This is a genomic window from Pseudoalteromonas sp. TAE56, from assembly GCF_000497955.1.
Lineage (GTDB): Bacteria > Pseudomonadota > Gammaproteobacteria > Enterobacterales > Alteromonadaceae > Pseudoalteromonas.
Genome location: NZ_AUTN01000082.1, coordinates 62,144 through 86,635, shown reverse-complemented (window position 1 = coordinate 86,635; position 24,492 = coordinate 62,144). Strand labels below are relative to the sequence as shown.

23 protein-coding genes and 1 pseudogene are annotated in these 24,492 nt (G+C 39.4%); 14 read left to right on the top strand and 10 right to left on the bottom strand.

The window, feature by feature from the left end; genetic code table 11:
* Positions 1 to 307 (bottom strand): flavoprotein (locus L656_RS0108790; protein ID WP_029750708.1); only part of this gene is annotated, 307 nt, incomplete at its 3' end.
* Positions 308 to 450: 143 nt separating this feature from the next.
* Between L656_RS0108790 and radC the strand changes: the two genes are divergently transcribed.
* The 3 genes from radC (at position 451) to rpmG (ending at position 1,803) form a co-directional block, all read left to right on the top strand.
* A complete protein-coding gene (gene radC, locus L656_RS0108785; protein ID WP_024598926.1) occupies positions 451 to 1,125 on the top strand; it encodes a RadC family protein in 675 nt (224 codons plus the stop codon).
* Between the two features lie 274 nt (positions 1,126 to 1,399).
* Positions 1,400 to 1,636 (top strand): 50S ribosomal protein L28, encoded by a 237-nt coding sequence (rpmB, locus tag L656_RS0108780; protein ID WP_004335549.1) that lies wholly within the window; start codon positions 1,400 to 1,402, stop codon positions 1,634 to 1,636.
* A gap of 11 nt (positions 1,637 to 1,647) precedes the next feature.
* Positions 1,648 to 1,803, top strand: a complete 156-nt coding sequence (gene rpmG / locus L656_RS0108775; RefSeq protein ID WP_004335545.1) for a 50S ribosomal protein L33 — start codon at positions 1,648 to 1,650, stop codon at positions 1,801 to 1,803.
* Positions 1,804 to 2,003: 200 nt separating this feature from the next.
* Here the strand turns inward: rpmG and L656_RS0108770 are convergent, their stop codons facing one another.
* Positions 2,004 to 2,930, bottom strand: a complete 927-nt coding sequence (locus L656_RS0108770) for a manganese-dependent inorganic pyrophosphatase (protein ID WP_010553321.1) — start codon at positions 2,928 to 2,930, stop codon at positions 2,004 to 2,006.
* A 118-nt stretch (positions 2,931 to 3,048) separates the two neighbouring features.
* Here L656_RS0108770 and L656_RS0108765 point away from each other — a divergent pair, with 118 nt between their 5' ends.
* Positions 3,049 to 3,564, top strand: coding sequence for a hypothetical protein (locus L656_RS0108765; protein ID WP_024598925.1), 516 nt, complete (start codon positions 3,049 to 3,051; stop codon positions 3,562 to 3,564).
* The gene (gene mutM, locus L656_RS0108760; RefSeq protein ID WP_024598924.1) at positions 3,564 to 4,373 is read left to right on the top strand and encodes a bifunctional DNA-formamidopyrimidine glycosylase/DNA-(apurinic or apyrimidinic site) lyase; all 810 of its coding nucleotides are present in this window, start codon (positions 3,564 to 3,566) and stop codon (positions 4,371 to 4,373) included. The genes L656_RS0108765 and mutM overlap by 1 nt, the downstream gene beginning before the upstream one ends.
* A gap of 93 nt (positions 4,374 to 4,466) precedes the next feature.
* On the opposite strand, the gene L656_RS0108755 is transcribed toward mutM, so the two are convergent.
* Genes L656_RS0108755 through L656_RS0108740 form a run of 4 tightly spaced genes read right to left on the bottom strand, consistent with a single transcriptional unit; the run spans position 4,467 to position 8,023 of the window.
* The gene (locus L656_RS0108755; RefSeq protein WP_024598923.1) at positions 4,467 to 4,967 is read right to left on the bottom strand and encodes a DUF3299 domain-containing protein; all 501 of its coding nucleotides are present in this window, start codon (positions 4,965 to 4,967) and stop codon (positions 4,467 to 4,469) included.
* Positions 4,968 to 4,981: 14 nt separating this feature from the next.
* Complete coding sequence (locus tag L656_RS0108750; RefSeq protein ID WP_024598922.1) at positions 4,982 to 6,250, bottom strand: ABC transporter permease; 1,269 nt, start codon at positions 6,248 to 6,250, stop codon at positions 4,982 to 4,984.
* Positions 6,247 to 6,945, bottom strand: a complete 699-nt coding sequence (locus tag L656_RS0108745) for an ABC transporter ATP-binding protein (RefSeq protein WP_024598921.1) — start codon at positions 6,943 to 6,945, stop codon at positions 6,247 to 6,249. The genes L656_RS0108750 and L656_RS0108745 overlap by 4 nt, the downstream gene beginning before the upstream one ends.
* A gap of 7 nt (positions 6,946 to 6,952) precedes the next feature.
* Positions 6,953 to 8,023, bottom strand: a complete 1,071-nt coding sequence (locus L656_RS0108740; protein ID WP_024598920.1) for a CDP-glycerol glycerophosphotransferase family protein — start codon at positions 8,021 to 8,023, stop codon at positions 6,953 to 6,955.
* A 178-nt stretch (positions 8,024 to 8,201) separates the two neighbouring features.
* Here L656_RS0108740 and L656_RS0108735 point away from each other — a divergent pair, with 178 nt between their 5' ends.
* From L656_RS0108735 to L656_RS0108705, 7 genes are all read left to right on the top strand, one after another.
* The gene (locus L656_RS0108735) at positions 8,202 to 9,305 is read left to right on the top strand and encodes a phosphoribosylaminoimidazolesuccinocarboxamide synthase (protein WP_024598919.1); all 1,104 of its coding nucleotides are present in this window, start codon (positions 8,202 to 8,204) and stop codon (positions 9,303 to 9,305) included.
* Between the two features lie 122 nt (positions 9,306 to 9,427).
* Positions 9,428 to 10,090, top strand: a complete 663-nt coding sequence (locus tag L656_RS0108730) for a methylamine utilization protein (protein WP_024598918.1) — start codon at positions 9,428 to 9,430, stop codon at positions 10,088 to 10,090.
* Positions 10,083 to 12,398, top strand: coding sequence for a bifunctional diguanylate cyclase/phosphodiesterase (locus tag L656_RS0108725; RefSeq protein ID WP_024598917.1), 2,316 nt, complete (start codon positions 10,083 to 10,085; stop codon positions 12,396 to 12,398). Before L656_RS0108730 ends, L656_RS0108725 begins: the two co-directional genes overlap by 8 nt.
* Positions 12,385 to 13,218 (top strand): DUF3034 family protein, encoded by an 834-nt coding sequence (locus L656_RS0108720; protein ID WP_024598916.1) that lies wholly within the window; start codon positions 12,385 to 12,387, stop codon positions 13,216 to 13,218. Before L656_RS0108725 ends, L656_RS0108720 begins: the two co-directional genes overlap by 14 nt.
* Positions 13,218 to 13,637, top strand: coding sequence for a group I truncated hemoglobin (locus tag L656_RS0108715; RefSeq protein ID WP_007581961.1), 420 nt, complete (start codon positions 13,218 to 13,220; stop codon positions 13,635 to 13,637). The genes L656_RS0108720 and L656_RS0108715 overlap by 1 nt, the downstream gene beginning before the upstream one ends.
* A 105-nt stretch (positions 13,638 to 13,742) precedes the next feature.
* Positions 13,743 to 14,909 (top strand): capsular polysaccharide export protein, LipB/KpsS family, encoded by a 1,167-nt coding sequence (locus L656_RS0108710; protein WP_024598915.1) that lies wholly within the window; start codon positions 13,743 to 13,745, stop codon positions 14,907 to 14,909.
* Entirely contained in the window at positions 14,909 to 15,742 is an 834-nt protein-coding gene (locus L656_RS0108705; RefSeq protein ID WP_024598914.1) for a sulfurtransferase, read from the top strand. The genes L656_RS0108710 and L656_RS0108705 overlap by 1 nt, the downstream gene beginning before the upstream one ends.
* A 149-nt stretch (positions 15,743 to 15,891) precedes the next feature.
* Here the strand turns inward: L656_RS0108705 and L656_RS0108700 are convergent, their stop codons facing one another.
* Positions 15,892 to 16,251, bottom strand: a complete 360-nt coding sequence (locus L656_RS0108700; RefSeq protein ID WP_024598913.1) for a DUF5522 domain-containing protein — start codon at positions 16,249 to 16,251, stop codon at positions 15,892 to 15,894.
* Between the two features lie 43 nt (positions 16,252 to 16,294).
* Here L656_RS0108700 and L656_RS0108695 point away from each other — a divergent pair, with 43 nt between their 5' ends.
* A complete protein-coding gene (locus L656_RS0108695; protein ID WP_024598912.1) occupies positions 16,295 to 16,621 on the top strand; it encodes a hypothetical protein in 327 nt (108 codons plus the stop codon).
* A gap of 95 nt (positions 16,622 to 16,716) precedes the next feature.
* On the opposite strand, the gene L656_RS0108690 is transcribed toward L656_RS0108695, so the two are convergent.
* On the bottom strand, positions 16,717 to 17,685 hold the full coding sequence (locus tag L656_RS0108690) for a class 1 fructose-bisphosphatase (protein WP_024598911.1): 969 nt from the start codon (positions 17,683 to 17,685) through the stop codon (positions 16,717 to 16,719).
* Positions 17,686 to 17,839: 154 nt separating this feature from the next.
* On the opposite strand from L656_RS0108690, the gene L656_RS0108685 reads away from it, so the two are divergent.
* The gene (locus tag L656_RS0108685) at positions 17,840 to 20,269 is read left to right on the top strand and encodes a zinc-dependent metalloprotease (protein ID WP_024598910.1); all 2,430 of its coding nucleotides are present in this window, start codon (positions 17,840 to 17,842) and stop codon (positions 20,267 to 20,269) included.
* A 110-nt stretch (positions 20,270 to 20,379) separates the two neighbouring features.
* Here L656_RS0108685 and L656_RS0108680 read toward each other — a convergent pair whose 3' ends face one another.
* Positions 20,380 to 21,153: a YggN family protein gene (locus tag L656_RS0108680; RefSeq protein ID WP_004335480.1), complete on the bottom strand. Its 774-nt coding sequence runs from the start codon at positions 21,151 to 21,153 to the stop codon at positions 20,380 to 20,382.
* Positions 21,154 to 21,481: 328 nt separating this feature from the next.
* Positions 21,482 to 24,362 (bottom strand): annotated as a pseudogene (gene rapA, locus L656_RS01000000122075) (RNA polymerase-associated protein RapA).
* Between the last annotated feature and the right edge of the window lie 130 nt (positions 24,363 to 24,492).

The window sequence follows — 24,492 nt, the reverse complement described above, 5'->3', positions numbered from 1 at the left end:
TGCCGGCTGCCATTTTAGCAATAATATTACACGTTGCTGGGGCGACTAAAATTAAGTCAGCCCATTTTGCAAATTCAATATGCCCCATTGAAGCTTCAGCAGAAGGGTCAAGTAACGAGTCTGAGACAGTTTCGCCACTAACGGCTTGCATAGTTAAAGGGGTAATAAAGTGCTTAGCTGATTCAGTCATAACTACTTTTACTTCACAACCAGCGTCTTTTAATCGCCTAACGAGCTCTGCACATTTATAAGCTGCAATGCCGCCGGTAATACCTAGTACAATTTTTTTGTTTGTTAAGTTAGTCATGGTTGTTCATCAGTCTTATTAAATATTGCGCTTAAAATAACAAATCTTTACCCGTACAGCGAAGTTTTTTAATTCGAAATAACAGGCTAAATTTTAAATTTGCATTACATTTATAAGACACTTTCGCCTCTCAAGGATGAATAATGCAACTTACTTCACTACCAAACTCACTTCGACCTCGTGAAAAGCTTATCGCGAAAGGGGCTAAAGCGCTCAGTGACGCAGAGCTTCTTGCTATATTTTTGCGAACAGGGTTGCCAGGAATGAATGTAATTGAGTTGGCTCAGCATTTATTAAACGAGAATAAAACACTGCATAATTTGTTTAATGCCAGTATTGAGGAGTTTTGCTCTCAAAAGGGGTTAGGAACTGCTAAATATGTACAACTACAAGCTGTATTAGAGCTAAGCCAACGTTATATGCAGGAGCGTTGTCAACGAGATGCGGTGTTTAATTCGCCAAACTCAGTTTACGATTACCTGACCATTCAAATGCGAGGCTTGCAGCAAGAAGTATTTATGGTGTTATACCTAGATAGTCAAAATAGATTAGTAAAAGACGAAATACTTTTTTATGGCACAATTAATTCTGCCAGTGTTTATCCGCGTGAAGTGGTAAAGGCTGCCCTTAAAAATAATGCAGCAGCTGTTATTTTTGCGCATAATCACCCAAGTGGTATTGCAGAACCGAGCCAAGCAGACAAACTTATTACTAATAAATTGCAGCAAGCACTGCAATTGGTCGACATAAGTGTGCTCGATCACATCATTGTTGGTGGAGAAACGTGTGTTTCGTTTGCCGAGCGAGGCTTGATTTAGCTTTGTTAGATACAGAAGTGTGTTAAAAATGAGCTGTTTAAGGTGTTTTGGCAAATTAGTTTAATTTAAATGCAGTTTTTACTTTCCCTAAGGGCATTCGATCTTTATAATTAGCCGCTATCAAATTTACATATATGAGCTGATTGGATAGATCAGTGTTTGATCTTTGCCTGTAAAAGCTGTATAAAGAGCGCCCTTCGATTTATCTCTAGGGCGGAAATACACGGCCTTAGATTAAATTAAGCTCGAGCGAAGTTATTGGAGATATATAGACATGTCTAAAGTATGTCAAGTTACAGGTAAGCGTCCTGCGGTTGGTAATCACCGTTCACACGCGAGAAACGCGACTAGACGTCGTTTCCTACCTAACCTACAAACACACCGTTTTTGGGTTGAAAGTGAAAAACGTTTTGTAACATTACGCACTACTACTAAAGGTATGCGTATTATCGATAAAAAAGGCATCGACACGGTTCTTACAGAAATCCGTGCTCGCGGCGTTAAAGTTTAAGGATCTGAATCATGCGCGATAAAATCCGTTTAGTTTCAACTGCCGGTACTGGTTTTTTCTACACTACTGACAAAAACAAACGTAACATGCCTGAGAAGATGGAAATCAAAAAGTTTGATCCAAAGATTCGTAAACATGTTCTTTTTAAAGAAGCTAAAATTAAGTAATTTTAGTTCTTTTAGAATTTAAAAACCCAGCTTAGGCTGGGTTTTTTGTTTTTTAAAATATGATTAGTGAATTGATATAAAAAAACCTCGTTGGCATAACCAACAAGGCTTTTAAATCAAAAAACGTTATACCAATAGCATTAAATTAGTGATTTATTTAATGCGATAAAATAATCATGTTTTTAATAAAATTGGTATCATTAGATTTTTGTGAATGCATCTTGTAGTGGTGGTACTACTTGCTTTTTACGGCTCAGTACACCATCTAACCACACTTTATCATTCTCTGGTTTTACACCGTAAGCCTGCTCAACTAAGTTTGCATCGTCAGATACAATTAGCATTTCTGAGCCTTCTTTCATTATATCGGTAAGCAGTAAAAATACAGAGTGGCGATTACCCTCAACTTTTAGCTTAGCAATATCGGCTGCAAGGTCTGCTTTAATATCGTCAAAAACAGCAAGGTCGATTACTTCTAGTTGGCCAATGCCTACTAGGTTACCGTTCATGTTGAAATCTTTAAAGTCACGCATTACTAAATCACGTGCAGGTGTGTCTTCAACCGCAGATTTAACACGGAACATATCCATACCTAATTCTTTAAAGTCATCGATACCTGCAATTTCAGCTAGCGCTTCAACACATTTAATATCGGCAGTGGTACATGTTGGTGATTTAAATATGACTGTGTCGCTTAAAATTGCACACATCATAATACCCGCGATGTCTTTAGGGATTTCTACGCTGTAGAAGTCGTACATCATTTTAATAATGGTGTTTGAACAACCAACAGGACGAATCCAACATTCAAGCGGAGTAGATGATGTTAAGTCACCTAATTTATGGTGATCTACCACGCCAACAACGCGAGCTTGGTCGATATCATCAGGTGCTTGTGTTTTTTCTGTGTGATCTACAATATACACATCTTCACCCGCGTAGCTTAATTTAAGCTCTGGTGCTTCGAAGCCAAATTTATCAAGGATAAATTGAGTTTCAGGTGAAATTTCACCAAGACGAGTTGGAATTGCAGGCTCATCAATTTGGTTTTTTAAATAAGCCAGTGCAATTGCACCACAAATAGAATCTGAATCTGGGATTTTATGGCCCACTACATACATAGACATTGACGGAACTCCTTTAAATTTGTCGATATTCTAACAAAGTCTGCGGCCTTTAACATATAGACAGCGCAATTAAGTTTTAGTTACACTTTAAAATCTTGAATTTACTAGGTGTATTTATATGCGACTGGGCCGTAAAGGTTGGAACAACGTTATAATATTTTCGATGTTGATTATGATCTTCTTTTTGAATGGCTGGCATAAGCAATTTTTGGGAGGGGAGGATAAACCAACATTACAAGCCGTACTCCCCCAGCAAAGTTTTGTACTGACACTGCAATTTGTTGATCAAAAAATTGAGCGAATAGGAACAAGCTGGCGTACAACCCCACTACAAAAAGACATACCGCTTGTGTGGCAAGCATCTGAGCAGCAACTTAGTGATTTAATTAATCAGTGGCAAAGCGCACAGTTAATAGGTGTTAACGAATCTGTTGTTTTTAATCCTAATGCACCTTTATATGTTGCTACATTTGAGCTGGCTGGCGAGAGTTTACCTTGGGTTTATTTGCTTTATAAAGGCGATGGGCAATATTACTTACTCGAAAAGAGTAGCCAACGAATACTCGCACTCGATTTAAAAACTGCACAGCAGTTATTTCCTAGTTTTGATTTTTCACAAAGTGAGTCTAATTAATGCCTGAATTACCAGAGGTAGAAGTGAGCCGAATGGGCATCACTCCCCACGTACAAAACCAAGTTGTTACAAAGGTAAATATTTACAATGCCAGTATGCGCTGGCCAGTGCCAGATGACGTGTATCAACTTGAAGGGCTAATTGTTACTAGTATTGAACGACGAGCTAAATACTTACTTTTACACTGTGAGCTTGGGAGCACTATTTTACATTTGGGTATGTCAGGTAATTTACGTGTTGTAGATAAAAGTGAGCCGCTTAAAAAGCATGACCACGTAGAGTTTATTTTTGGCAACGGTAAAGCACTGCGCTTAAACGATCCTCGTCGCTTTGGTTGCTGCTTATGGCAAGAGCCAGGTGAAGTGCATAAGCTACTCTCTAAGCTTGGTCCTGAGCCGCTTACCGATGATTTTTTTGCTAAACGCGTGTACGAACAATCGCGCAATAAAAAAGTACCCGTAAAGCAATTTATTATGGATAACGCAGTGGTGGTTGGTGTTGGTAATATTTACGCGAATGAATCGTTATTTAAAGCGGGTATACATCCAAAGCGAGAAGCGGGAAAAGTATCGCTCAAACGTTATCAAGCACTTATCCCTATTATAAAAGACACGCTTGTGGCGGCTATTACACAAGGTGGTACAACGCTTAAAGACTTTGCACAAAGTGATGGTAAGCCAGGGTATTTTGCTCAAGAGTTATTAGTATATGGGCGCAAAGGCAAGCCATGTATGACGTGTGAAAACGAATTGGAAGAAATTAGATTGGGGCAGCGCAGTACTATTTTTTGCTCAAATTGCCAAAAGTAGTTATCTAGTTATTTGAGTATTCAGCTATTTGAATTTTATCGATTCTAAATTTAATGATATTTAAGGGCCAGCTTTAAAAGCAGGCCCTTTATTTTAAAGCTCAAACGGTGCTACACCGACCGCTTTCATTTTATATCCTACCTGCGCAATTTCGCCCGACCATGTTTCTGTACTTATTATTCCGGTTACAACGATTGCGTCGTATAAGCTATCTATAGGCACGCCACCTTTAATCGTTACATGGACTATTTGATTTGGCGGTGGTGGTGGTACGTGTATACAGGCGCCAAAGTAAGGCACGAGTAAAAACTCAGTAATGACTTCGCTATCGCCTTCTAATGGCACAACAAAACCTGGCAAACTCACCGATTGGCCATCAAGTGCCTTTACCACAGGAGCATCTAAATCGGGTTGCACCCAATTTTGATCGCTACCTTCGTGATTAGCTTGTGCTTGAGTGTCTATTTGCACGTGGTTTTTAGGGATTAAGTCTTCCCAAAAAATTTCTTTTGGTGGATTGGCATAGCTCGCTACGCTTATAAATAATAAGTTAATAGCAGCAATGTACTGAAAAGCTGTTTTAAAAAATGTCATAAAATACCTAAAAATTATGCTTTTATACTCATACCATCGCTGAGTGAATAAAAATAAGCGCGAGTAGCGGGTATTAAGCCAATAATAAAACCGGCTGCCATAATAACGCCGATTAAGCCCAGTTCATAGTAAGAGAGTATTGTGATATTTACGCTTATACCGGCATGGCTTTGTAAGTAACCGCCGGCTGAAAAAATAGCTAAATAGTAAAGCGCACTACCTAATAGGCAACCAAGTAAAGTGGTCAGTAGTGACTCAATACTTATAAGTGTAAATAAATGCCAAGGGCGAGCGCCTACCGAACGTAATATAGCAAGTTCGCGACGACGCTGACTCAGGTTTGCAAGCAATGTCGTTAACATACCAAGTAGGCTAATTAACACGACAACAGCTGAGAATAGCAAAAGTATTTTTTCTACTATAGCGAGCATTTCCCATAACTCTTTAAGTGTTACGGTTGGCATAATCCCAAGCAAGGCTTCTGGCTTATATTGATTTATATTGCGCCTAATTTGTAGTGTGTACAAAGGCGAATTAAATCCCATTAAAAATGCTGTAATTTGCTTTGGATGCCCAACTAGGTTGTCATGCTCATGCTCATGCTCATGCTCATGCTCATGCTCATGCTCATGCACAAGGCTAGCTTTACCGCCGTGAATTAAATCGATTGCAGCCAAAGGAATATGCAACGTTTTATCAACAGGCGTGCCTGTAGGGTTTAAAACACCGACGACTTTAAATGGGTTATCGTCATGATGATGAAAGCTGGTGTTCCCCATGCCGTGCGATATAACAATAGAGTCGTTAAGTTTATAACCTAATTTATTTGCGACTTCACTACCTAGCACCACTTCGTTAATTGCGGCAAAAGGACGGCCTTTGTTAAAGGTTAAATTTTGTTTTTTCGCAAAGCGATAATGGCTAAAGTAATCAAGTGTTGTGCCTAGTACCGCTTGGCCTTTATGGCTGTCGCCTAGGCTTATAGGTATACTCCATTTTACGCCTCGCTGACTTGTTATGTATTCGTAACTTTTCCAACTTACACCGTTATTAGTATGGCCAATTCTAAATACGGACGAAAGCAGCAACTGTATATCGCCGGTACGCGCACCGACGATTAAATCAGTGCCCGAAATAGTATTACTAAAACTACTTTTAGCATCAATTCGTACACGCTCAATACTTAAAAGTAGCATTACACTAATTGCGATAGTGAATAATGTAAGCAGTACACTTGCGCGGCGATTTAATAAGCTTTTGTAAGCAAGTTTAGCGATGATCATACCTGCTCCTGCAAATTTATAAGGTCAATGGAGCGGTTAAATAAAGGCTTTAGTGTTTCATCGTGGCTCACAAACACCAATGTACTATTAGATAACTTTGCTTGCTCAAACAGTAACTTTATAAAGCTCTCACGATTGTTAGTGTCCAGTGCAGATGTGGGTTCATCAGCAATTATTAATTCAGGGCTTCCTATGAATGCGCGAGCGGCAGCAACTCGCTGTTGTTGTCCAATACTAAGCTCTGCTACATTTTTATTGTGGTACTGCGCAGTAAGCCCTAAAGCATTTAATAACCGTATCGCTTCATTTTGTAAGGCAGCGCTTTTATTTGATGATTGCTTTAATATTTTTTGTTTTCGGATTTTTGAAAACTCACACCCAAGCGTTATATTTTCAATAGGTGATAAATAAGGGAGTAAGTTAAAGTTTTGAAAAATATAGCCAATGTGATCCGCTCTAAACGCATCACGGGTAGTATTACTTAGTGTACTGAGGTTTTTATTTAGAATTAACACTTCACCGCTAGTGACAGTGTTAATACCAGCAAAAATCGCTAATAGTGTCGATTTACCAGAGCCACTAGGACCATACAAAAAAATACGCTCGCCTTTTTCAATAACTAGCTCTTTTATGTTGAGCGTGGGAGAGCTATCGCTTTTATGCCACTTAAAAGTAACATTTTTTAGGTTTATCATTATTTGGTTACCAACCCCAATAGTTTAGATCTTTACGCATTTTTAGTTGTCTTATTATATTTAGTGGTTTGGATTTTAGTTTATCGCTACTTTGTAAAAATTCATTAGCTGCATTTAATACGCGCTGGCTAGATTGACCATCGGTATATGGATGAAGTTCCTGGCAATAGCTTTCAATACTTTGCATTAAATCACTAGGTTTAGTAAGCGCATGTTCAATAGCTGCTTCTACTTCATCAGCATCGGTAATATCAAGTAAATGAGGAAGTGGTTTTTGATTGCAAAATGTTACTACCGGTTTACGTAGTAGTAAAAACATTAAAAGAACTGACGAAGTATCGCACAGCATAACATCGGCAGCTTGCAGTAACGGCAAGACGTTATCGGTTTCAATAAATGTTAGGTTTTCGTTACTCAACGCTTTGTATTTATTAACCCATTCGGTAGGCATTTTAGGATGAAATTGCATCAAAATACGCCACTTACCTTGTTTACTAAAATGTTTTATTTGCTCATATAATTTAGGAGCAAGTGACAGCTTTCGTGAGAAAGTAGAGCATATAAGTAAAGTAGGGCGAGAGTCGTCACTTACATAAGGATTATTTGAAGTATTGCTAAAAAGTGGATCGAGCGTTGGCCAGCCAGTTTCAGCTACTTTAAAGAAACCATGCTGCTTAGCTAGCTCTTTAAATCGGGTTGTTGTATTTGGACCTTGCGTACAATATAAATCGTAACAACCACGAATAGTAAAATGCCCACGATTACCTTCAGAGCTGCGCTTTTCAGAGTTAAAACCATGAAATACAGCTACTTTTTTACCCGGAATAAAGCTCGGTACTATATTGCCCGGTATAAATGTAATGTTTGGAGACCAGCTTTTAACATCTTTTATGGTATGTAAACGCTGCTCGTTTGTGGTTAAAAAATCGGGGTTTACTTCGCTACCAGCTAAAAACCAGCGTACTTCACCACCATATGCCAATATTTGCGCCTGCAAAGGTCTCAAGATAGCGTATGAATAATTCTGAGAAATATACATCAAGTATTTTTTATTTTTAGTGGCAGTTAAGTAGTTCAAGCTATCTCCTCAGGCTGGTTAGCACATTAAGTTTACCCCATTGCGACTTGCTTATAAATATATGCCTTTATTTGTTTTAAGCATCCGATTGAGCTTTGAGGTTGGCTAGATTATTATACAGCCCATGTAACCCCATACCATACTTTGCTCAAAGAGCATCCCTAACCCCGGAGATAGCATGACTAGCTATAAAGTTTTAGACGTAAACGATGATTTACCCATTCGTACCAAAGGTGAAGTACACAGCGGTAAAGTTCGTTCAGTTTATTGGTTAACTGATGAAGACAGCGCACGATTAATTAAAGACAAAGGCTACCAAGTACCGACAGGTACTGAGCTTGCGATTATGGTTATTTCAGACCGAATTTCTGCATTTGATTGCATTTGGCAAGGCGAAAATGGTTTAAATGGCGTACCAGGTAAAGGTATAGCGTTAAACTCAGTGGCAGCCCATTGGTTTAAGTTATTTGATAAAACAGGCCTTGCGGGTAATCATATTGTTGATATTCCACATCCGTATGTGTGGATTGTACGCAAAGCTAGTACAGTAAAAGTAGAGGCAATTGCTCGCCAATATATTACGGGTAGCATGTGGCGTGACTACGCTAAAGGCATACGTAACTTTTGTGGTATTGACTTGCCTGAAGGCTTAAAAGCGAACCAAAAGCTTGATAACGTTTTAATTACGCCATCAACAAAAGGTATTATTAAAGGCGTTGCTGATATTCCGCCAGTTGATGATGTAAATATTACTCGCGCTAACATTACTAATAACTTAGACGTATTTAACTTTAAATCGGTAGATGACGTAACCAAATACGAAAAGCTGTTAGTTGAAGGTTTTAAATTAATTAGTGATGAACTAGCGAAGCTTGGCCAAATTTTTGTAGATACTAAATTTGAGTTTGGTTATGTAGAGGATTTAAATGGCGCGCAACAACTTATATATATTGATGAAGTAGGCACGCCTGATTCGTCACGCATTTGGGATGAAGCTGCATACAAAAACGGTAAAATTGTTGAAAATTCTAAAGAGGGTTTTCGACAATTGCTTATTAATAATGTGCCAGAGAGTGACGTATTATTAAATAAAGATCGCATGAGTGAGCGTGAGCAATTAGCTAAAAATTATATTTTACCAGAATCAGTAATGCTTGAAGTGTCAAACACCTATGTTGGTATAGCGAGCAAAATTGTAGGCAGAGATATTGTGATCCCCAAAGATCCTCGCCAAGAAGTAATTACTATTTTAGATAACGATTACGGATTAATTGTTAAATAGCAGTACTTAAGTGCTAACAAAGCCAGTAACTAAGTCTTTATTTTTAGTTACTGGGCTATAATTCTTGCAATTAGTGCTCGTCTCTAATTAACTTAACCTAACATTAATATTTAGGTGTTGTTATGTTTGAGCGGGCATTGCAAAAGTTTGCTAAAGGACATTGTTTTTTAGCTATAGGTTTGTTTTTTAGTCAGTTTGCTTTAAGTGCAAATATTGAATTAGTAATAGAGGATCAACACGGCCAAAAGTTATCAGGTGCAGTGGTTGAGCTTAATGTTGCTGATAAACAAGCCACACCATCAAATTTGCCCACTGCCATAATGGATCAAGTCCATAAGCAGTTTTTACCCGAATTATTAGTTGTACAACAGGGTCAAAAAGTTAACTTTCCTAACAGCGATAATATTCGCCATCATGTTTATTCTTTTTCACAAGCTAAGCCTTTTCAACTAAGATTATATTCAGGGCAACCAAAAGAGCCCATTACGTTTGAGCAACAAGGGGTTGTTGTTTTAGGGTGTAATATTCATGACTCTATGGTTGGCTATATCTATGTAGCGAGTAGTGAATCCGTATATAAAACAGATAAAAAAGGCTATGTTAGTTTGCCTATTAATATACTGCCTGCACAAGTGAGTGTGTGGCACCCTTTACAAACAGCGCCATTGGAGAATAAAAAAATTATAACAATCAATTCTCAAAAAAAGTTACAGATAACAGTAAACACATCGACCCCAGCACCTAGAAATACCTTTGGTAGTAAGTTTAAGGCTGGTAATGACTAATAGTTTACGAAATCGCATAACCATTTTATGTGTTGGCTTAGTGTTATTAACCACTATGGTCAGCTTGTTTAGTTTTTGGTGGTCTACGAGTAAGTTTCAAGAAGAAAAAGTAAATCAAGACATTACCGTAGCGCAAAATGTTTATAAGCAATATTTAAAATCAAAAGAAAGCCTACTACTAACCGCAGCAAAAGTACTCACCTCCGACTTTGGTTTTAAGCAAGCTGTAGCAACGCGAGATGCCGGGACAATAAGCAGTGTGTTGTTTAATCATAGTCAGCGTATTGATGCCGAATTAATGCTGCTACTTGATTTATCGGGTAGGCTAATTTCCGCCAATACTGACGAAGACGCTTTTGCACATAACTTAAAGCCGTTAATGGAAGAGCTTTTAAGTGCGCCAGAAGAGTCTAGTTTTGTGGTGCTAAATAATGAGCTTTACCAAATTATTTTATTACCCGTAAGAGCGCCACGTACAGTGGCCTATAGTTTGGTAGGCTTTAAAATTGACGACAATGTAGCGAATGAACTAAAAAGCTTAACGGGCATGGATGTAAGCTTTATAGGCAGTGCTGATGATATTGTTATTAGCTCATTAGCTAATCGCCCAGAGCCATTTGAACCCGTTAATTACTTTAATACAGTGACTACATCACGCTTTTTGGGGGAGTACTTAGTGTATCGTAATCGCGATATAAATTTACCATCCCTGCTAACTCACCCCATTATTATTTTACTAAGTGCCGATTTAACTCAAAGCTATAGCGACTTCGAAAAACTTCTTTTTACACTCATTATATTAGCTATTTTAACTATGTTTGTAGGTGTTATTACTAGCAGTTTATTTGCTAATAACTTAACGACACCGCTAACCCAGCTCGCTGTTATTGCAAGGCAATTTGCCCAAGGTAATTATACTTTTGAATTTAAAGGGCAAAAGCAAAGTACAGAAATAGCCACCTTAGTTGCCGCTTTCGATAGCATGGGTAACGATATCAATCAGCGTGAACAGCAAATTAGTTTTCAGGCCAGACACGATTCCCTAACAGGCTTTTATAATCGCTCGGCAATGCTTGAGGTGCTTGATGATGAGTTAGATTCATCAGCCGAGTACACGCTCGTTGCAATAGACATAAAAGGGCTTCGCCATATAAACGATAAGCTAGGTCCGCGTATTGGTGATGACTGCCTAAAGGCGGTTGCTTGCAGAATAAGTGAGTTTTCGGATGAGTTAGGGGGCTTCCATGCTCGTATTGGCGGCGATGAGTTTTTAACTGTGTTTCCGACTGCGGCAGCGCGCGAGCAAAAAAGCGGTATTGTAGGATTAATGGCTCAATTACAAGCTTGTTATACCATTCAAACACTCAAAATTAATTTACGTTTTAGTGCGGGTATTGTGCAGTATCCCACACAAGGTATTGCTAGTGATGACTTAATGCGCCGTGTACTGATTGCTGTTGAGAGTGCAGCCAACACACAAGAGAGCATACATTACTATCAAAACGGTGAAGACGAGGCGCACTTAGATCGCTTAATAATGCTTGATGAGCTAAAGCAGGCTATTTGTGATGACGACGGTCAACTATTTATGACCTACCAGCCTAAATTACATATAAAAACGCAAAAAATAGATAAAGTTGAGTCGCTTATTCGCTGGCAGCGAAAAGATGGTAGCTGGGTGAACCCAGAGCTGTTTATTGACTTAGCTGAGCAGTCTGGTCTTATTGTTGAACTTACTGGTTGGGTAGTTAATACGGTTGTAGCACAAGTAGCTGATTGGCAGTCTAAAAATATAAACTTACAGGCTGCAATAAATGTATCTGCACAAGATATAGCATTTGCGGGCTTTCATGCTGCATTAGTTCGTACGCTTAAAAAACACAAAGTAGATCCTAAGCTGATCACTATTGAGCTTACTGAGCGCGACATGATCGAAAACGAAGAAAAAGGCATTAAAGCGCTAGAAAATCTCAAAGCAATTGGCGTTAAAATATCATTAGATGATTATGGTGTAGGGCAAACATCACTTGGTCGATTAAAAATGTTACCTATTGATGAGCTTAAGCTAGATAAGTGCTTTATCCTAAAACTTGATGAATCGCAAAAAGATCAATTTATAGTGCAATCATCAATTACGCTAGGGCATCAACTGGGTTTCTCTGTAGTGGCTGAAGGCGTGGAAACACTCGGTTCGTTAAATTTACTTAAAAGTATGCAGTGCGACCATGCACAAGGTTATTATTTAAGTAGGCCTTTAAAAGCAGAACTATTAGAAGAGTGGCTGGAGGAATACTATGAAAAAAATTAAATGCTTATTAGCAAGTTTGTTTTTAATAAGTAGTTTACCTAGCATTGCAAGTAATGGAAAACTGCTAGCTACGCCGGGTGTATCTCAAATAGAGGGTAGCGGCGGCGGCGGAATTGTACCTTGGGCGCAGCTTGCCGGATATGCCAGCGAGGATGAGTTTTCTGTAAATGGTTTTTGTAGCCGCGCAGATGTAACCGACTACACACTTGATGTATGTGGTGCACAGCTTAATTTATTTAACCGTCTTGAACTCAGTTATGCACAACAACGCTTTGATGTACCAGCACTTGATGCTGAAATAGAGCAATCAATTACAGGTGCCAAAATACGTTTATATGGTGATATTGTTTACAGTCATTGGCCACAACTTAGCTTAGGGATTCAGCATAAATCACTGGATGATGGCAGTGTTGCAACACTTGTAGGTGCACAAGACACTAGCGGCACTGACTACTACCTCGCTGCTAGTAAATTACATTTAGGGGCTATTGCTGGTTATAACTGGTTTTGGAACGTAACTACACGATACAGCGAAGCTAATCAACTTGGTTTACTTGGCTACGGTGGAGAAAATGGTAGCAGTGAAGTGCTATTTGAAGGCAGTACAGCTATATTTTTTAGTCGCGAAGTAGCCGTGGGTGTTGAGTATCGTCAAAAATCAAATAACTTAAACTTAGGCGAACAAGATTGGAAAGACTTATTTGTAGCATGGATGCCTAATAAGCATGTAAGTGTGACAGCGGCTTACCTTGATTTAGGAAGCATTGCAGGGGCTGACGATCAAACAGGTTGGTATTTATCGGTAACAGGGTATTGGTAATGAAAAGCGTTGGTATTTTTATAGTATGCGTAGGATTGCTTTGTAGTTGTGCTAGCTCAACACAATTATCGCTTTATCAAAAGCTCGATGGTAAAGCGGGGATAGGCAGAATTGTTGATAGCTTTATCTATCAAATAGGTAATGACGAGCAGATAATTCATTACTTTGAACACAGCAATATAGCGTACTTTCGCCAAGGGTTTATTACTCATATGTGTATGTTAGTAGAAGGCCCATGTACATACGATGGCGACTCTATGGTAGCAATCCATACAGGTATGCATATTACAGAGAAAGACTTTAATCATGTGGTTGATTTACTTATAAATGCAATGAATGAGCAGAACATTAGCCATAGTTTGCAAAACGATATTCTCTCTAGAATGGCACCACTTCGTGGTGAAATTATAAAAATGTAGCCATAAAGGCTTTAAAGTAATTATTAAGTAAAGGGAACCTTGCTTTGATGTCATTGTCCACTTAGAATTATTTCATAAAAACAATAATTGGCAAATATAGCTTGTATGGCTTATCTATTCATCTCTCGCAAAAATGTACACGCAAAATACTATAAAAAAATAATCAAAAAATTGTCGATGGATTGCCAATTACATATCATGGGAGCCCCTAAGCTTTCTGCTGTTAAGTATTTAAAAGATGCGTTTCAAGTTAATTTTACTGATGTAGTTAACTCTCAGCTAAAACGCAAAAGAGCACGTAATACTATCTGGAATAGTCCTATTATTACTGCTGTTTACAGTGCTGGGTTAGTTTTATTCGAACGATTACGATACGCTAAGTATTTAGCCTTATTAACCGAGACTAATCCTGACTGCATTGTTATTTGGAACGGTAATAAACTTCCAAATACGACCGTTGCTATGGCTGCAAAAGCATTAGGTGTTAAGCAGTTTTATTATGAAAATGGTTTACTACCCGGTACAAGTAGTTTAGACCCCAGCGGTATTAACTATAATGCGTCGTTAAGCCGTGACCCTTCTTTTTACCTAAATTTTGACGCACAAAATAAGTTAAACTTCTGTGCGCCAGATTTAATTCCAAGAGCTGATCATAAAAAACGCTGTGAATTTGAGTGCGCTGATGTGCCAGAACGCTATATATTTGCGCCTTTTCAAGTACCACACGATACTCAATTAGCTAGCTTTTCTCCGTGGATAAACTCTATGGACATGTTTTACGACGAGGTGATTAAAGCCGTCAAAAGCTTAAACGATCCAAGTTTAAAAGTGGTTTTTAAAGAGCATCCGTCATGGCATAAACATTACGCTCACCTTTATGAAAAAGATCCGATTGCAATCTTTGCTAATGGAAATCAAACGAGTGATTTGATTAAGTGCGCTGAAGCCGTATTAACGATTAATTCAACGGTTGGCTTAGAAGCATTACTGCTAGATAAACGTGTTTTAACTCTTGGCCAAGCCTGTTACAACATTGAGGGTTTGGTAAAGCATGCAAGCACTGCTGAGCAGCTAGCAGCGAATATGAACGAAGTAATGCAGGGCTGGCAACCAAATGCATTATTAAAGGATAAGTTTTTTAGCTTTATTGAACACGTATATTGTATTCCTGGCGTATGGAAACATACTGAAGATAAGCATATTAAAGCGATTGAAGCGCGTTTTACGGGTAATGACGAGTTTGCTAAGTATCATGGTAATAAGGAGCCGTAGTGAAAAACCTAATTAGCTGTCAGCAATTACACGAGCAACTTAATAATCCTGCATTAGTGATATTTGATGCAGGTATGCTGCGCCCAGGGGTTTTGGGTACTTATTCGCCGCAAGCAATGCTGCCTAACGCTAAACGTTTTGACATAAAAAACGAATTGGCCGATAGATCAAATCCCTTACCAAGTACGGTATGCAGTGAGCAGCAGTTTGCCCACGTGATGCAAAATGCAGGTGTAAATAACGACTCGTTTATAGTTATATACGAAGATGGCGGTTTATTTAGCGCTGCAAGAGCGTGGTGGATGTTTAAAGCTATGGGACATCACAATGTTAAAGTACTCAGCGGTGGTCTTAAAAAGTGGTTAGAGTGCGGTTACGCCATACAACAAGGTTATAGTGAAGCATTAGGTAAAGGTGGTTTTACAGCAAACTATAATTCTGAGTATTTTATTAATAGCCAACAAGTGGTTGACGCAATCGATGAGCCTAACACTGTATTGCTAGATGCACGTGCTTATAAACGTTTTACAGGCGAAGAAAGTGAACCCCGAAAAGGTATGCGTAGCGGGCATATCCCAAATAGTCGCTCGTTGCCTTTTATGGATTTACTTAATAAGGGTGAAGCAAAACCACTTGCCGAAATTAAAGCGATGTTTAGTGATGTGGTCGATGATGCGCAGCAGTTACAATTTAGCTGTGGCTCAGGTATTACAGCTTGTGTTTTAGCGTTATTTGCTACCGAATGTGGTTACAGTAATTTAAGCGTTTATGATGGCTCGTGGAGTGAGTGGGGCGCGAGTGATTCATTGCCCATCGCCACGGGAGAAAAGTAGACGTGTTGCATATGTAAAGCTTGCTCACGTTAAAAGCACAGCGCCTCTAAACCTCTTTGTGAATAACAGTACTTAAAAATATTATTCACAAGGAGAAGTGAAAGAGAAGGTAAAAACCAATGTTTGCTCGTATTTGTATTAAATAGTTTTTACTTTCTAAAACCATAAGGGCAGTTTTTACAGCCATTTTTACAACAGGTTCCTCGCTTTAAAAAAAACCACTTACTAAATACCATGTAATCATTTTGCATGGTGTAGTCGAGCCCTTCGATTAAATTGTCGTTACCTCTAAATTGTTTTGCAAAGTCTATTTGGGTTTTAATAGGTTGTGTATAAACACCCTCTAAAAAAGTATTTATTTTATTCAGCGTGCACTTGCTGCATAAACAACTTGTTGCTGTGGTATCTAGCGGTAAAATAGCAGGCAGCTCGTTGCACCAACACGCTGATATATCGTCTACATTACACGTTAGAGTGTTGTCGCATTGAGTGCAGTTAAGTTGAGTCATTATAATTCTTTTTAGTAACAGTGAGCCAAGAATAACAAATATTATGAATACACAAAAAGCATTAGCTGAATTTATTACGTTTGGTGAACAAAGAGATGAGGCTATATCGGTTATTGTTTCAAGCCCTGCTGATAGTAATAAAATTCATTATACTCTCTCAGCTGAGGTTTTAATTGATGTACTTAAGCGCTGTTTAAGTAACGAAATAGACTTGGATGATTTAGAGCTTTGGGCAAACGTAATTGAATCGCGAGATGACATTGATTGTGCAGAGCATGAAGGTTTTATTTATGCACTCAGTAATAGTGAGCAAATGGGAGAGCTTAATCATCAAAAGCTTGCCCAAATAGTTGCGTTAGTAAAAATTTGATTTGTTTAAAAAGCGAGATGTAAAACCTCACCTACAAAAAAACCGCACTTCAATTGAATGCGGTTTTTTAAATTGAAGACAATCGTTTTAAGCGATTATTTATGATATCCCAAGCACGTTTCTACTTCGTTTTTAGAACCTAAAATAACGGCTACTCGCTGGTGGATTGCATCAGGCTGAATATCCATAATGCGCTCGGTACCGGTTGAAGCGATACCGCCAGCTTGTTCTACTAGCATGGCCATTGGGTTTGCTTCGTAAAGTAGGCGTAATTTATTTGGCTTTTTAGGATCTTTAGTATCGGTAGGATAAGTAAATAAACCACCACGGCTAAGTACACGATGCACATCGCCCACCATTGCTGCAATCCAGCGCATATTAAAGTTTTTAGCGCGCGGGCCCATATCGCCTGCTAGCAAATCATCGATGTAGTTTTGCATAGCTGGTTGCCAATGACGTTGGTTAGACGTATTAATTGCAAATTCGTTTGTGTCAGTAGGGATTTCGGCAAAGTCTTGGGTAAGTAAAAAGCTGCCTTGTGTTTTATCAAGGGTAAACATACGGGTGCCTTTACCTGTAGTCAGCGCAAGCATTGTTGACGGACCATAAAGTACGTAACCTGCTGCAACTTGCTTGTGGCCTGGCTGCATAAAAATGCTTTCATCAGCAGCGTCAGAGCCTTCAGGTGCTTCCATAATCGAGAAGATAGTACCCACAAGTGAGTTTATGTCGGTGTTTGATGAGCCATCAAGTGGGTCAAATGCCACTATAAATTTAGCGTCTGGGTTACCGGCTACTGTGTAGTCTTCTTCCTCAGAAGCGATTGCTTTAACCGTACCTGATTCCAGTAAAATATCTTTTAATAGCTGATTAGATAATACATCGAGCTTTTTTTGAGTTTCACCTTGAATGTTTTCATCAAGGGTTGAGCCTAATACGCCAGAAAGCGCGCCTTGGCCAACGCGAAACGAAATTTCTTTACATGCCGCTAAAATTGTTCGAATTAATGATAAAAGTTCTCTTGGGCAACCGTCTTCTAGTAATACTGGAGGGAGTCTACGCATTTTATTTTCCTGGTAACGTGTTAAAACCAATCATAATGTGAGAGAGATTAGCTTAGTGCGCTGAAATTCGTCTTAAATAACTGTATTGTTTAAATAGCACCCTATAATGGTGTCACCTAATCGTACTTAAAACACAAACAACAAAGATAAGATTATGAAAAAAATACCACTACTAAGTTACATATTCTTTACTGTGCTGTGCACTATCATAACTCAAGCGCACGCAGCAATTAAGTCAATTGATGAATTTACTACGCAAATGAATCATTTTCCGGGCTACTATTCGTTTTTTTACGATACCCAAAACGGCAAAGTTTATTTAAAAGTAGATAAGTTTGAACAGCAATTTTTACTGCAACAAAGTTTACCTTACGGTATTGGCTCTAACGACATAGGCCTTGATAGAGGTCAGCTGGGTAATACTCACCTTGTGCAGTTTGAGCGTTTTGGTGAAAAAGTAATGCTACGTGCTGTAAATACTTACTATCGTGCTAATACAAGTAATAAGGCTGAGCAGCAAAGCATTAAAGAAGCGTTTGCATCAAGTATACTTGCAGGTTTTAAAGTGGTCGCAGAAGATAAAACCACAGCACTTATTGATTACACGCCTTATTTATTAAGTGATGTACATGGCGTAAGCCGGACGCTTGCTGCACGTAAGCAAGGTAGCTTTAGCCTTGATGAGTCACGTAGCGCCGTTTATATGAATCGCTCAAAAGCATTTGTAAAAAACACCGAGCTTGAAGCCGTGCTTACATTTAAAGGCACAAAACCAGGTGAGTTTGTTCGCCAAGTAAGTGCCGACCCATACGCACTTACTGTGCATATGCATCATTCGCTTATTCAATTACCAGATGATAACTACACGCCGCGCAAGTTTAACCCGCAATCTGGCTTTTGGAGTATTGAGCATAAAGACTACGCAGCCCCGCTTGGCGAGTCTATGTTTGTGCGCTATATACCGCGCCATCGTTTAGTGAAAAAGGACTCAAGCTTACCAATTAGTGAGCCAGTTGAACCTATTGTTTATTATTTAGATCCCGGCGTGCCGGAGCCAGTTAAAAGCGCTTTACTTGAAGGTGGGAAGTGGTGGAACGACGCATTTACTGCTGCAGGGTACAAAAACGCATTTGTAGTAAAAGTGCTGCCAAGTAGTGCCGATCCTATGGATATTCGTTACAACGTAATTCAATGGGTACATCGTGCAACGCGTGGTTGGTCATACGGAAGCTCTGTAATTGACCCTCGCACAGGTGAAATACTTAAAGGGCATGTAACACTCGGCTCATTGCGTGTTCGCCAAGATATTTTAATAGCTGAAGCACTCGCTGCACCTTATTTAAAAGGTAATGAAGTTGCTAAAAACTTACAAGCTATGGCGCTTGATCGTATTCGCCAATTAAGCGCGCATGAAATTGGCCACACGTTAGGTATTTCTCATAACTTTGCTGCATCGGTAGGGGATAGAGCCTCTGTAATGGATTACCCACATCCGCTACTTAGTTTTAATGAACAAGGTAAGCTTGATGTAACGCGCGGCTATGCAACAGGCATGGGCGTGTGGGATACCCAAGTAATTAAATATGGCTATAGCGATTTTACTAACCAAGATGAAAGCGCAGAACTCGCCGCTATTTTAAAGGAGAACAAAGCCAAAGGCCTTGAGTTTATATCAGATAGTGATGCTCGTGCTAAAGGTGGCGCGCACCCGACTGCTCATTTATGGGATAACGGCACTAATCCCTCTCAGGAGCTTTTACGCGTACTCGACGTACGTAAAAAAGCGCTTTCGCAGTTTGGTATTAATAATATTAAAACGGGCGATTCACTATCGCAATTAGAGGAAAAACTAGTTCCACTTTATCTGTTCCACCGTTTTCAGGTTGAGGCGGCAGTTAAGCTTATAGCCGGTGTTGATTACGAATACGAAACACGTGGTGACTCACCCGTAAAAGGCGCACAAGTCGTTAATAAAAAAATGCAGCAAGAAGCGGTAAGTGCTATTTTTGCAACGCTTAAGCCAAATAACTTGTTACTTCCTGAATCTGTATTATCGCTAATTCCGCCAAAAGCCTATGGCGAGTCTAAATCGCGCGAGAGCATAGTTGGGCGCACAGGGTTAACGCTCGATGCAATGGCATTACCCGAAGTTGCAGTGAAGCATAGTTTATCGCTTTTATTAAATGCACAGCGTTTAAATCGCCTAGCGCAGCAGCAAGCACGCAGTAATGACTTTTATAGTTTAGATGAACTACTTGAGGCGCTATATAACCAAGTGTTTAACGTGTCGTCGCCTAATACAATGACAGGTAAAATTACTCAGCGCGTGCAATTTTTAGCAGCAAAAACTATGGCTGATTTAGTAGCAAGCGATAGTGTAAGCCCTGAAGTGCAGGCGCAGTTGCGTTACTACTTAGTTAAGTTGAGTGAAGACTTTAACCAAAATTCAATGTTGAGCCATACAAGTATTGGCGAGAGTGCATTTAAGCAATATTTAGCAGAGCAAGTAAATCAGTTTTTAATTAAAGGGCAATGGCCAAATAACTTTAAAGTACTTCCAATCCCTCCGGGCTCACCAATTTAGAATAAAAATTGAAGCGCTTAGTTTTAGCACTCAATATTAGTAAGTTAAAAAGCAAAACCCCGAGTATATTTATACTCGGGGTTATTTGATTCTAAAAGTGGATGAGTACTTTAAGACTTTATTTGCACTAAATCATAATCGGCCATACCAGGTACTATTGCTTGTAAGCGAGATTCGGTTACATCGAGTGCATTTAAACATTCGCAATATTCAGAAGCTTTAAGCTCTAATTGATGCGCCTTTTTTTGTAGCGACTTATCAATTTCTCTTGAGATAATATCCATACGTTGTCCCATGTCGTTAATACGATCTTCTATATTGCCTTCACGCGATTTAAACGCATCTCCGAGTGATACCAAAATAGCACCTAACGATCCATGCACTGCAGAGTGAATTTGCTGGCTGATCTCTTTAGTAAAAAAATCATCTATTTGCGAAAGTGATTGAGGGGCTATAAAAAAGAAGTCATCGCCGCGCTTAAACTTATCCATTAGCGCACGCTCTACATACTGCAGTTGTGTTTTAAGTACTTCAGGTTCTTTGTCAGACATACCTTCAACTACGTGTTCAATAGCGCTTAAACCTAAGTTAACACCATCTGTAGCAAGATTTACTAATTCGGGGACTGTGTGGCGAATACCATTACTAAACTGTTCGAGTACTTTGCTTTCGTCATCGCTTAAATCAACCCAATAACCGCGAATAAACAGTTGGTTATTGTTATTAATTTGTACACGAGTCTGGCCTTTATCTAATATGCGAATCGCATCGTCAGTAATAATTAAACCATGACGTAATTCAACATCGCATTGGGCTTGTGCAAAGACATTACTGCTTGAGAGCGCTATGGACAACGCCAATATCGAACGAGATAGAAACGCCATAAACACCTCAAAAAGACTAAAATGGAAGGCGAGTAGGTTAACAAAAAAACAACTTTATGCAAGGGAAAATAAACCTATCAGCTCTCTCTCACAATAGCTGTATAGAGCGAAGCTTAAGTTTTTGGATACGGTTATGCTTAGCAAAATCGACAGTCCAACAAAGGACTCAGTACGAGGCTAAAGAGGTGGAATTAGCTAACATGTAAATAAGAACACGTGGTTTTTAAAATGAAGTTTAAAAAAGATACAGCTATTTAGTTAATTAAGCTTTTAATAGCCAACTCCACATTTACTTTGGAGTTGGCTTAAAAGGCTAAAAACTAAATATTTAGTGTGAAACCACTATTAGTCGAATTGCATCAAGTTGTAACTGCGTTTTTTCAATATACGTAGTTAGGTCGTTGCGTTGCTTATCGTAGAAGGTAATTTCTTCTTGGCGAATATTCGGGTTAATTTGCTTAAGGGCAACCAGTCGCTCTTGCTCTTCACTGAGTGACGTTTGCATTTTAACAAGCGACGCTGCACGAATAACCTCAAGTTTTTCTTGTGCCATATCTTTAGCGGTAGTGATCATCGGGTGGACAGCGCTTTGTAGTGCACCTGCAAGTTTACTTGCTGTTTGACGGCCAACTGCAGATAACTGCTGGTTAAAACCTTCAAAAGCCACATTCTCACCTAAGTTATTACCTGCTTTATCAAGCAATATACGAATTGGTGTAGGCGGTAAAAAGCGACCAACCTGTAATACTTTTGGTGCCATTGCTTCTGCAACAAAAATAAGCTCAACAAAAAAGGTGCCTGGTGGTAACTTTTTGTTTTTAAGCAATGCTACCGATGCGCTACCAAAGTCGTCGTCACAAATCATATCCATGGTGCCTTGCACCATTGGGTGATCCCAACTAACAAAGTGCACGTCTTCTTGCGAAAGAGCCGTGTCACGATCAAAGGTCACTGTCATGCCATCTTCTTTAAGCGATGGGAATGATGGGTTTAACATATGCTCCGTTGGTTTTAAGATAATGGTATTTTCGCCTTTATCTTCTTGGCTTACGCCAAATGTATCGAACACGTTGATCATGTAGCTTGGTAGTTCAAACTGATTGTCGAGTTTTTCGATTTCAGCTACAAGCGAATCTGCAGCACCTTGACCCGATGAATGTAGCTCTAGTAAACGATCTCGTCCGCTTTCCATTTTTTTACGCAGTACGGCATTTTGCTGTGCTACTTGCTCAAGTAATGGATCTAGGTCGTCTTCATCGCAGTTATGCGCAGCAATATACTCAAGTAAGTCATCGCGAAACTCTTTGTAAAGCATTTGCCCCGTTGACGAGGTAGATTCGAATGCGTCTAGACCTTCGTTGTACCAACGTAGCAATACTTCTTGAGCGGTGTTTTCAAAATATGGCACATGAATGTTCACATCTTGTGTTTGACCTATACGGTCTAATCGACCAATACGCTGCTCTAGTAAATCTGGGTTCAGTGGTAAATCAAACAACACTAAGTGATGCGAGAACTGGAAGTTACGACCTTCTGAGCCAATTTCTGAACACAGTAATATTTGTGCATTATCGTACTCATCTGCAAAAAATGCAGCAGCGCGGTCACGCTCAATAATAGACATGCCTTCGTGGAATACCGATGCTTTAATTGCTTCGCGTTCACGCAGTATTTGCTCAAGGCTGATAGCTGTTTCAGCTTTAGCACATATAAGCAGTACTTTTTCGCGCTTAAGCGTTTTAAGAGTGTCGATTAACCAATCTACACGTGGATCGAATAGACCCCAGCTTGCGCTTTCGCCTTCAAACTCTTGAAATATTTTTTCAGGGAAAAGAGCACGGTGTGCACTTAGTTCAGGGTTTTGAATGCCGCCCATATTACCGAGAACCGACATAGCCGTTTTATACTGCTTTGGCAGTGCCATTGGATAGGCGNGGGTAGCCATCAATGCCGCTGCGGCTGTTTCTGAATAATATGCGACCCGTTCCGTGGCGATCGAGCAGCATGTTAAGTATTTCTTTACGTGCTGGTAAATCACCTTGCTGTGCTTTTTCAAGAATATCAGTAATATCGGTTTCTTTTAATAGCTCAATTAGCGTGGCTTTGGCTGTGTCGTCTAGCCCTTGCTCTTGCAGTAATTGATTTGCAGCTTCAGCAACGTCTTTATAATTTGCTTCTTCTTCTTTAAACACGTCGTAGTCGTAAAAGCGGTCCGGGTCGAGTAACTGTAAACGTGCAAAGTGACTGCTGTGACCAAGTTGATCAGGTGTTGCTGTAAGTAAAATAAGGCCCGGAATATCTTGGCTAAGCTCTGCCATACGTTGGTACTCTGAGCTTGGCTTGCCGTTATTTATACTTAGGTGATGAGCTTCATCGATTACTAGTAAATCCCAATCAGCAAGCGTTGCTTGTTCAAACCAGCGTTTTTTCTTGGTTAAAAACTCAAGGCTGGTAAGTACTAATTGCTCTGTATCAAACACGTTTGGTGAATCTGCAAACGCTTCGTCGCAGCGCTCTTCATCAAAAATAGAAAAATGTAAATTAAAGCGGCGTAGCATTTCTACTAACCATTGGTGTTGTAGATTTTCTGGTACAACAATAAGTACGCGGCTCGCACGGCCACTAATAATTTGTTGATGTAAAATCATGCCCGCTTCAATTGTTTTACCAAGGCCTACTTCGTCTGATAAAAGTACGCGAGGTGCAAAACGTTTACCCACTTCTTGGGCAATATAAAGCTGGTGCGGAATAAGATTAGCACGCTGACCAATTAAGCCTTTAATAGGCGATTGTTCACGTTCAAATTTATGTAACCACGTTTGGTAGCGAAGTGTATAGCGATCAAAACGGTCGACTTGACCTGCAAATAAACGATCTTGTGGTTTATTAAACTTAATAAAATGATCTAAAAAGGTTTCTTTAAGCTTGGCAGTTTCGCCGTTATCAACACGGGTGCCGTGATAACACAGTAACTCGCCTTGTACTTCAATAGACTCTACTTCTAATTCCCATTCTTCAACGCTTTTGATCACATCGCCAGGATTAAATGCCACACGGGTAACAGGTGCTTCTGCGCAAGAGTAAACACGGCTCTCACCACTGGCAGGAAATAATATGCTGACCTGACGGCCTTCAATGGCAACAACGGTGCCTAATCCTAAATCTGACTCTGTATCACTGATCCAACGCTGACCTAAGGAAAAATTCATGTATGTCTCGTCTATGATGAAAAAGGCGGCTATGTTACCTGTAAGCTAACACCACTGCAAGGCGCTATTTGGCTCACTTTTAATTAATTTTGTAAGTGTTAATTATTACTATTAAAACAGCTTGTTTATG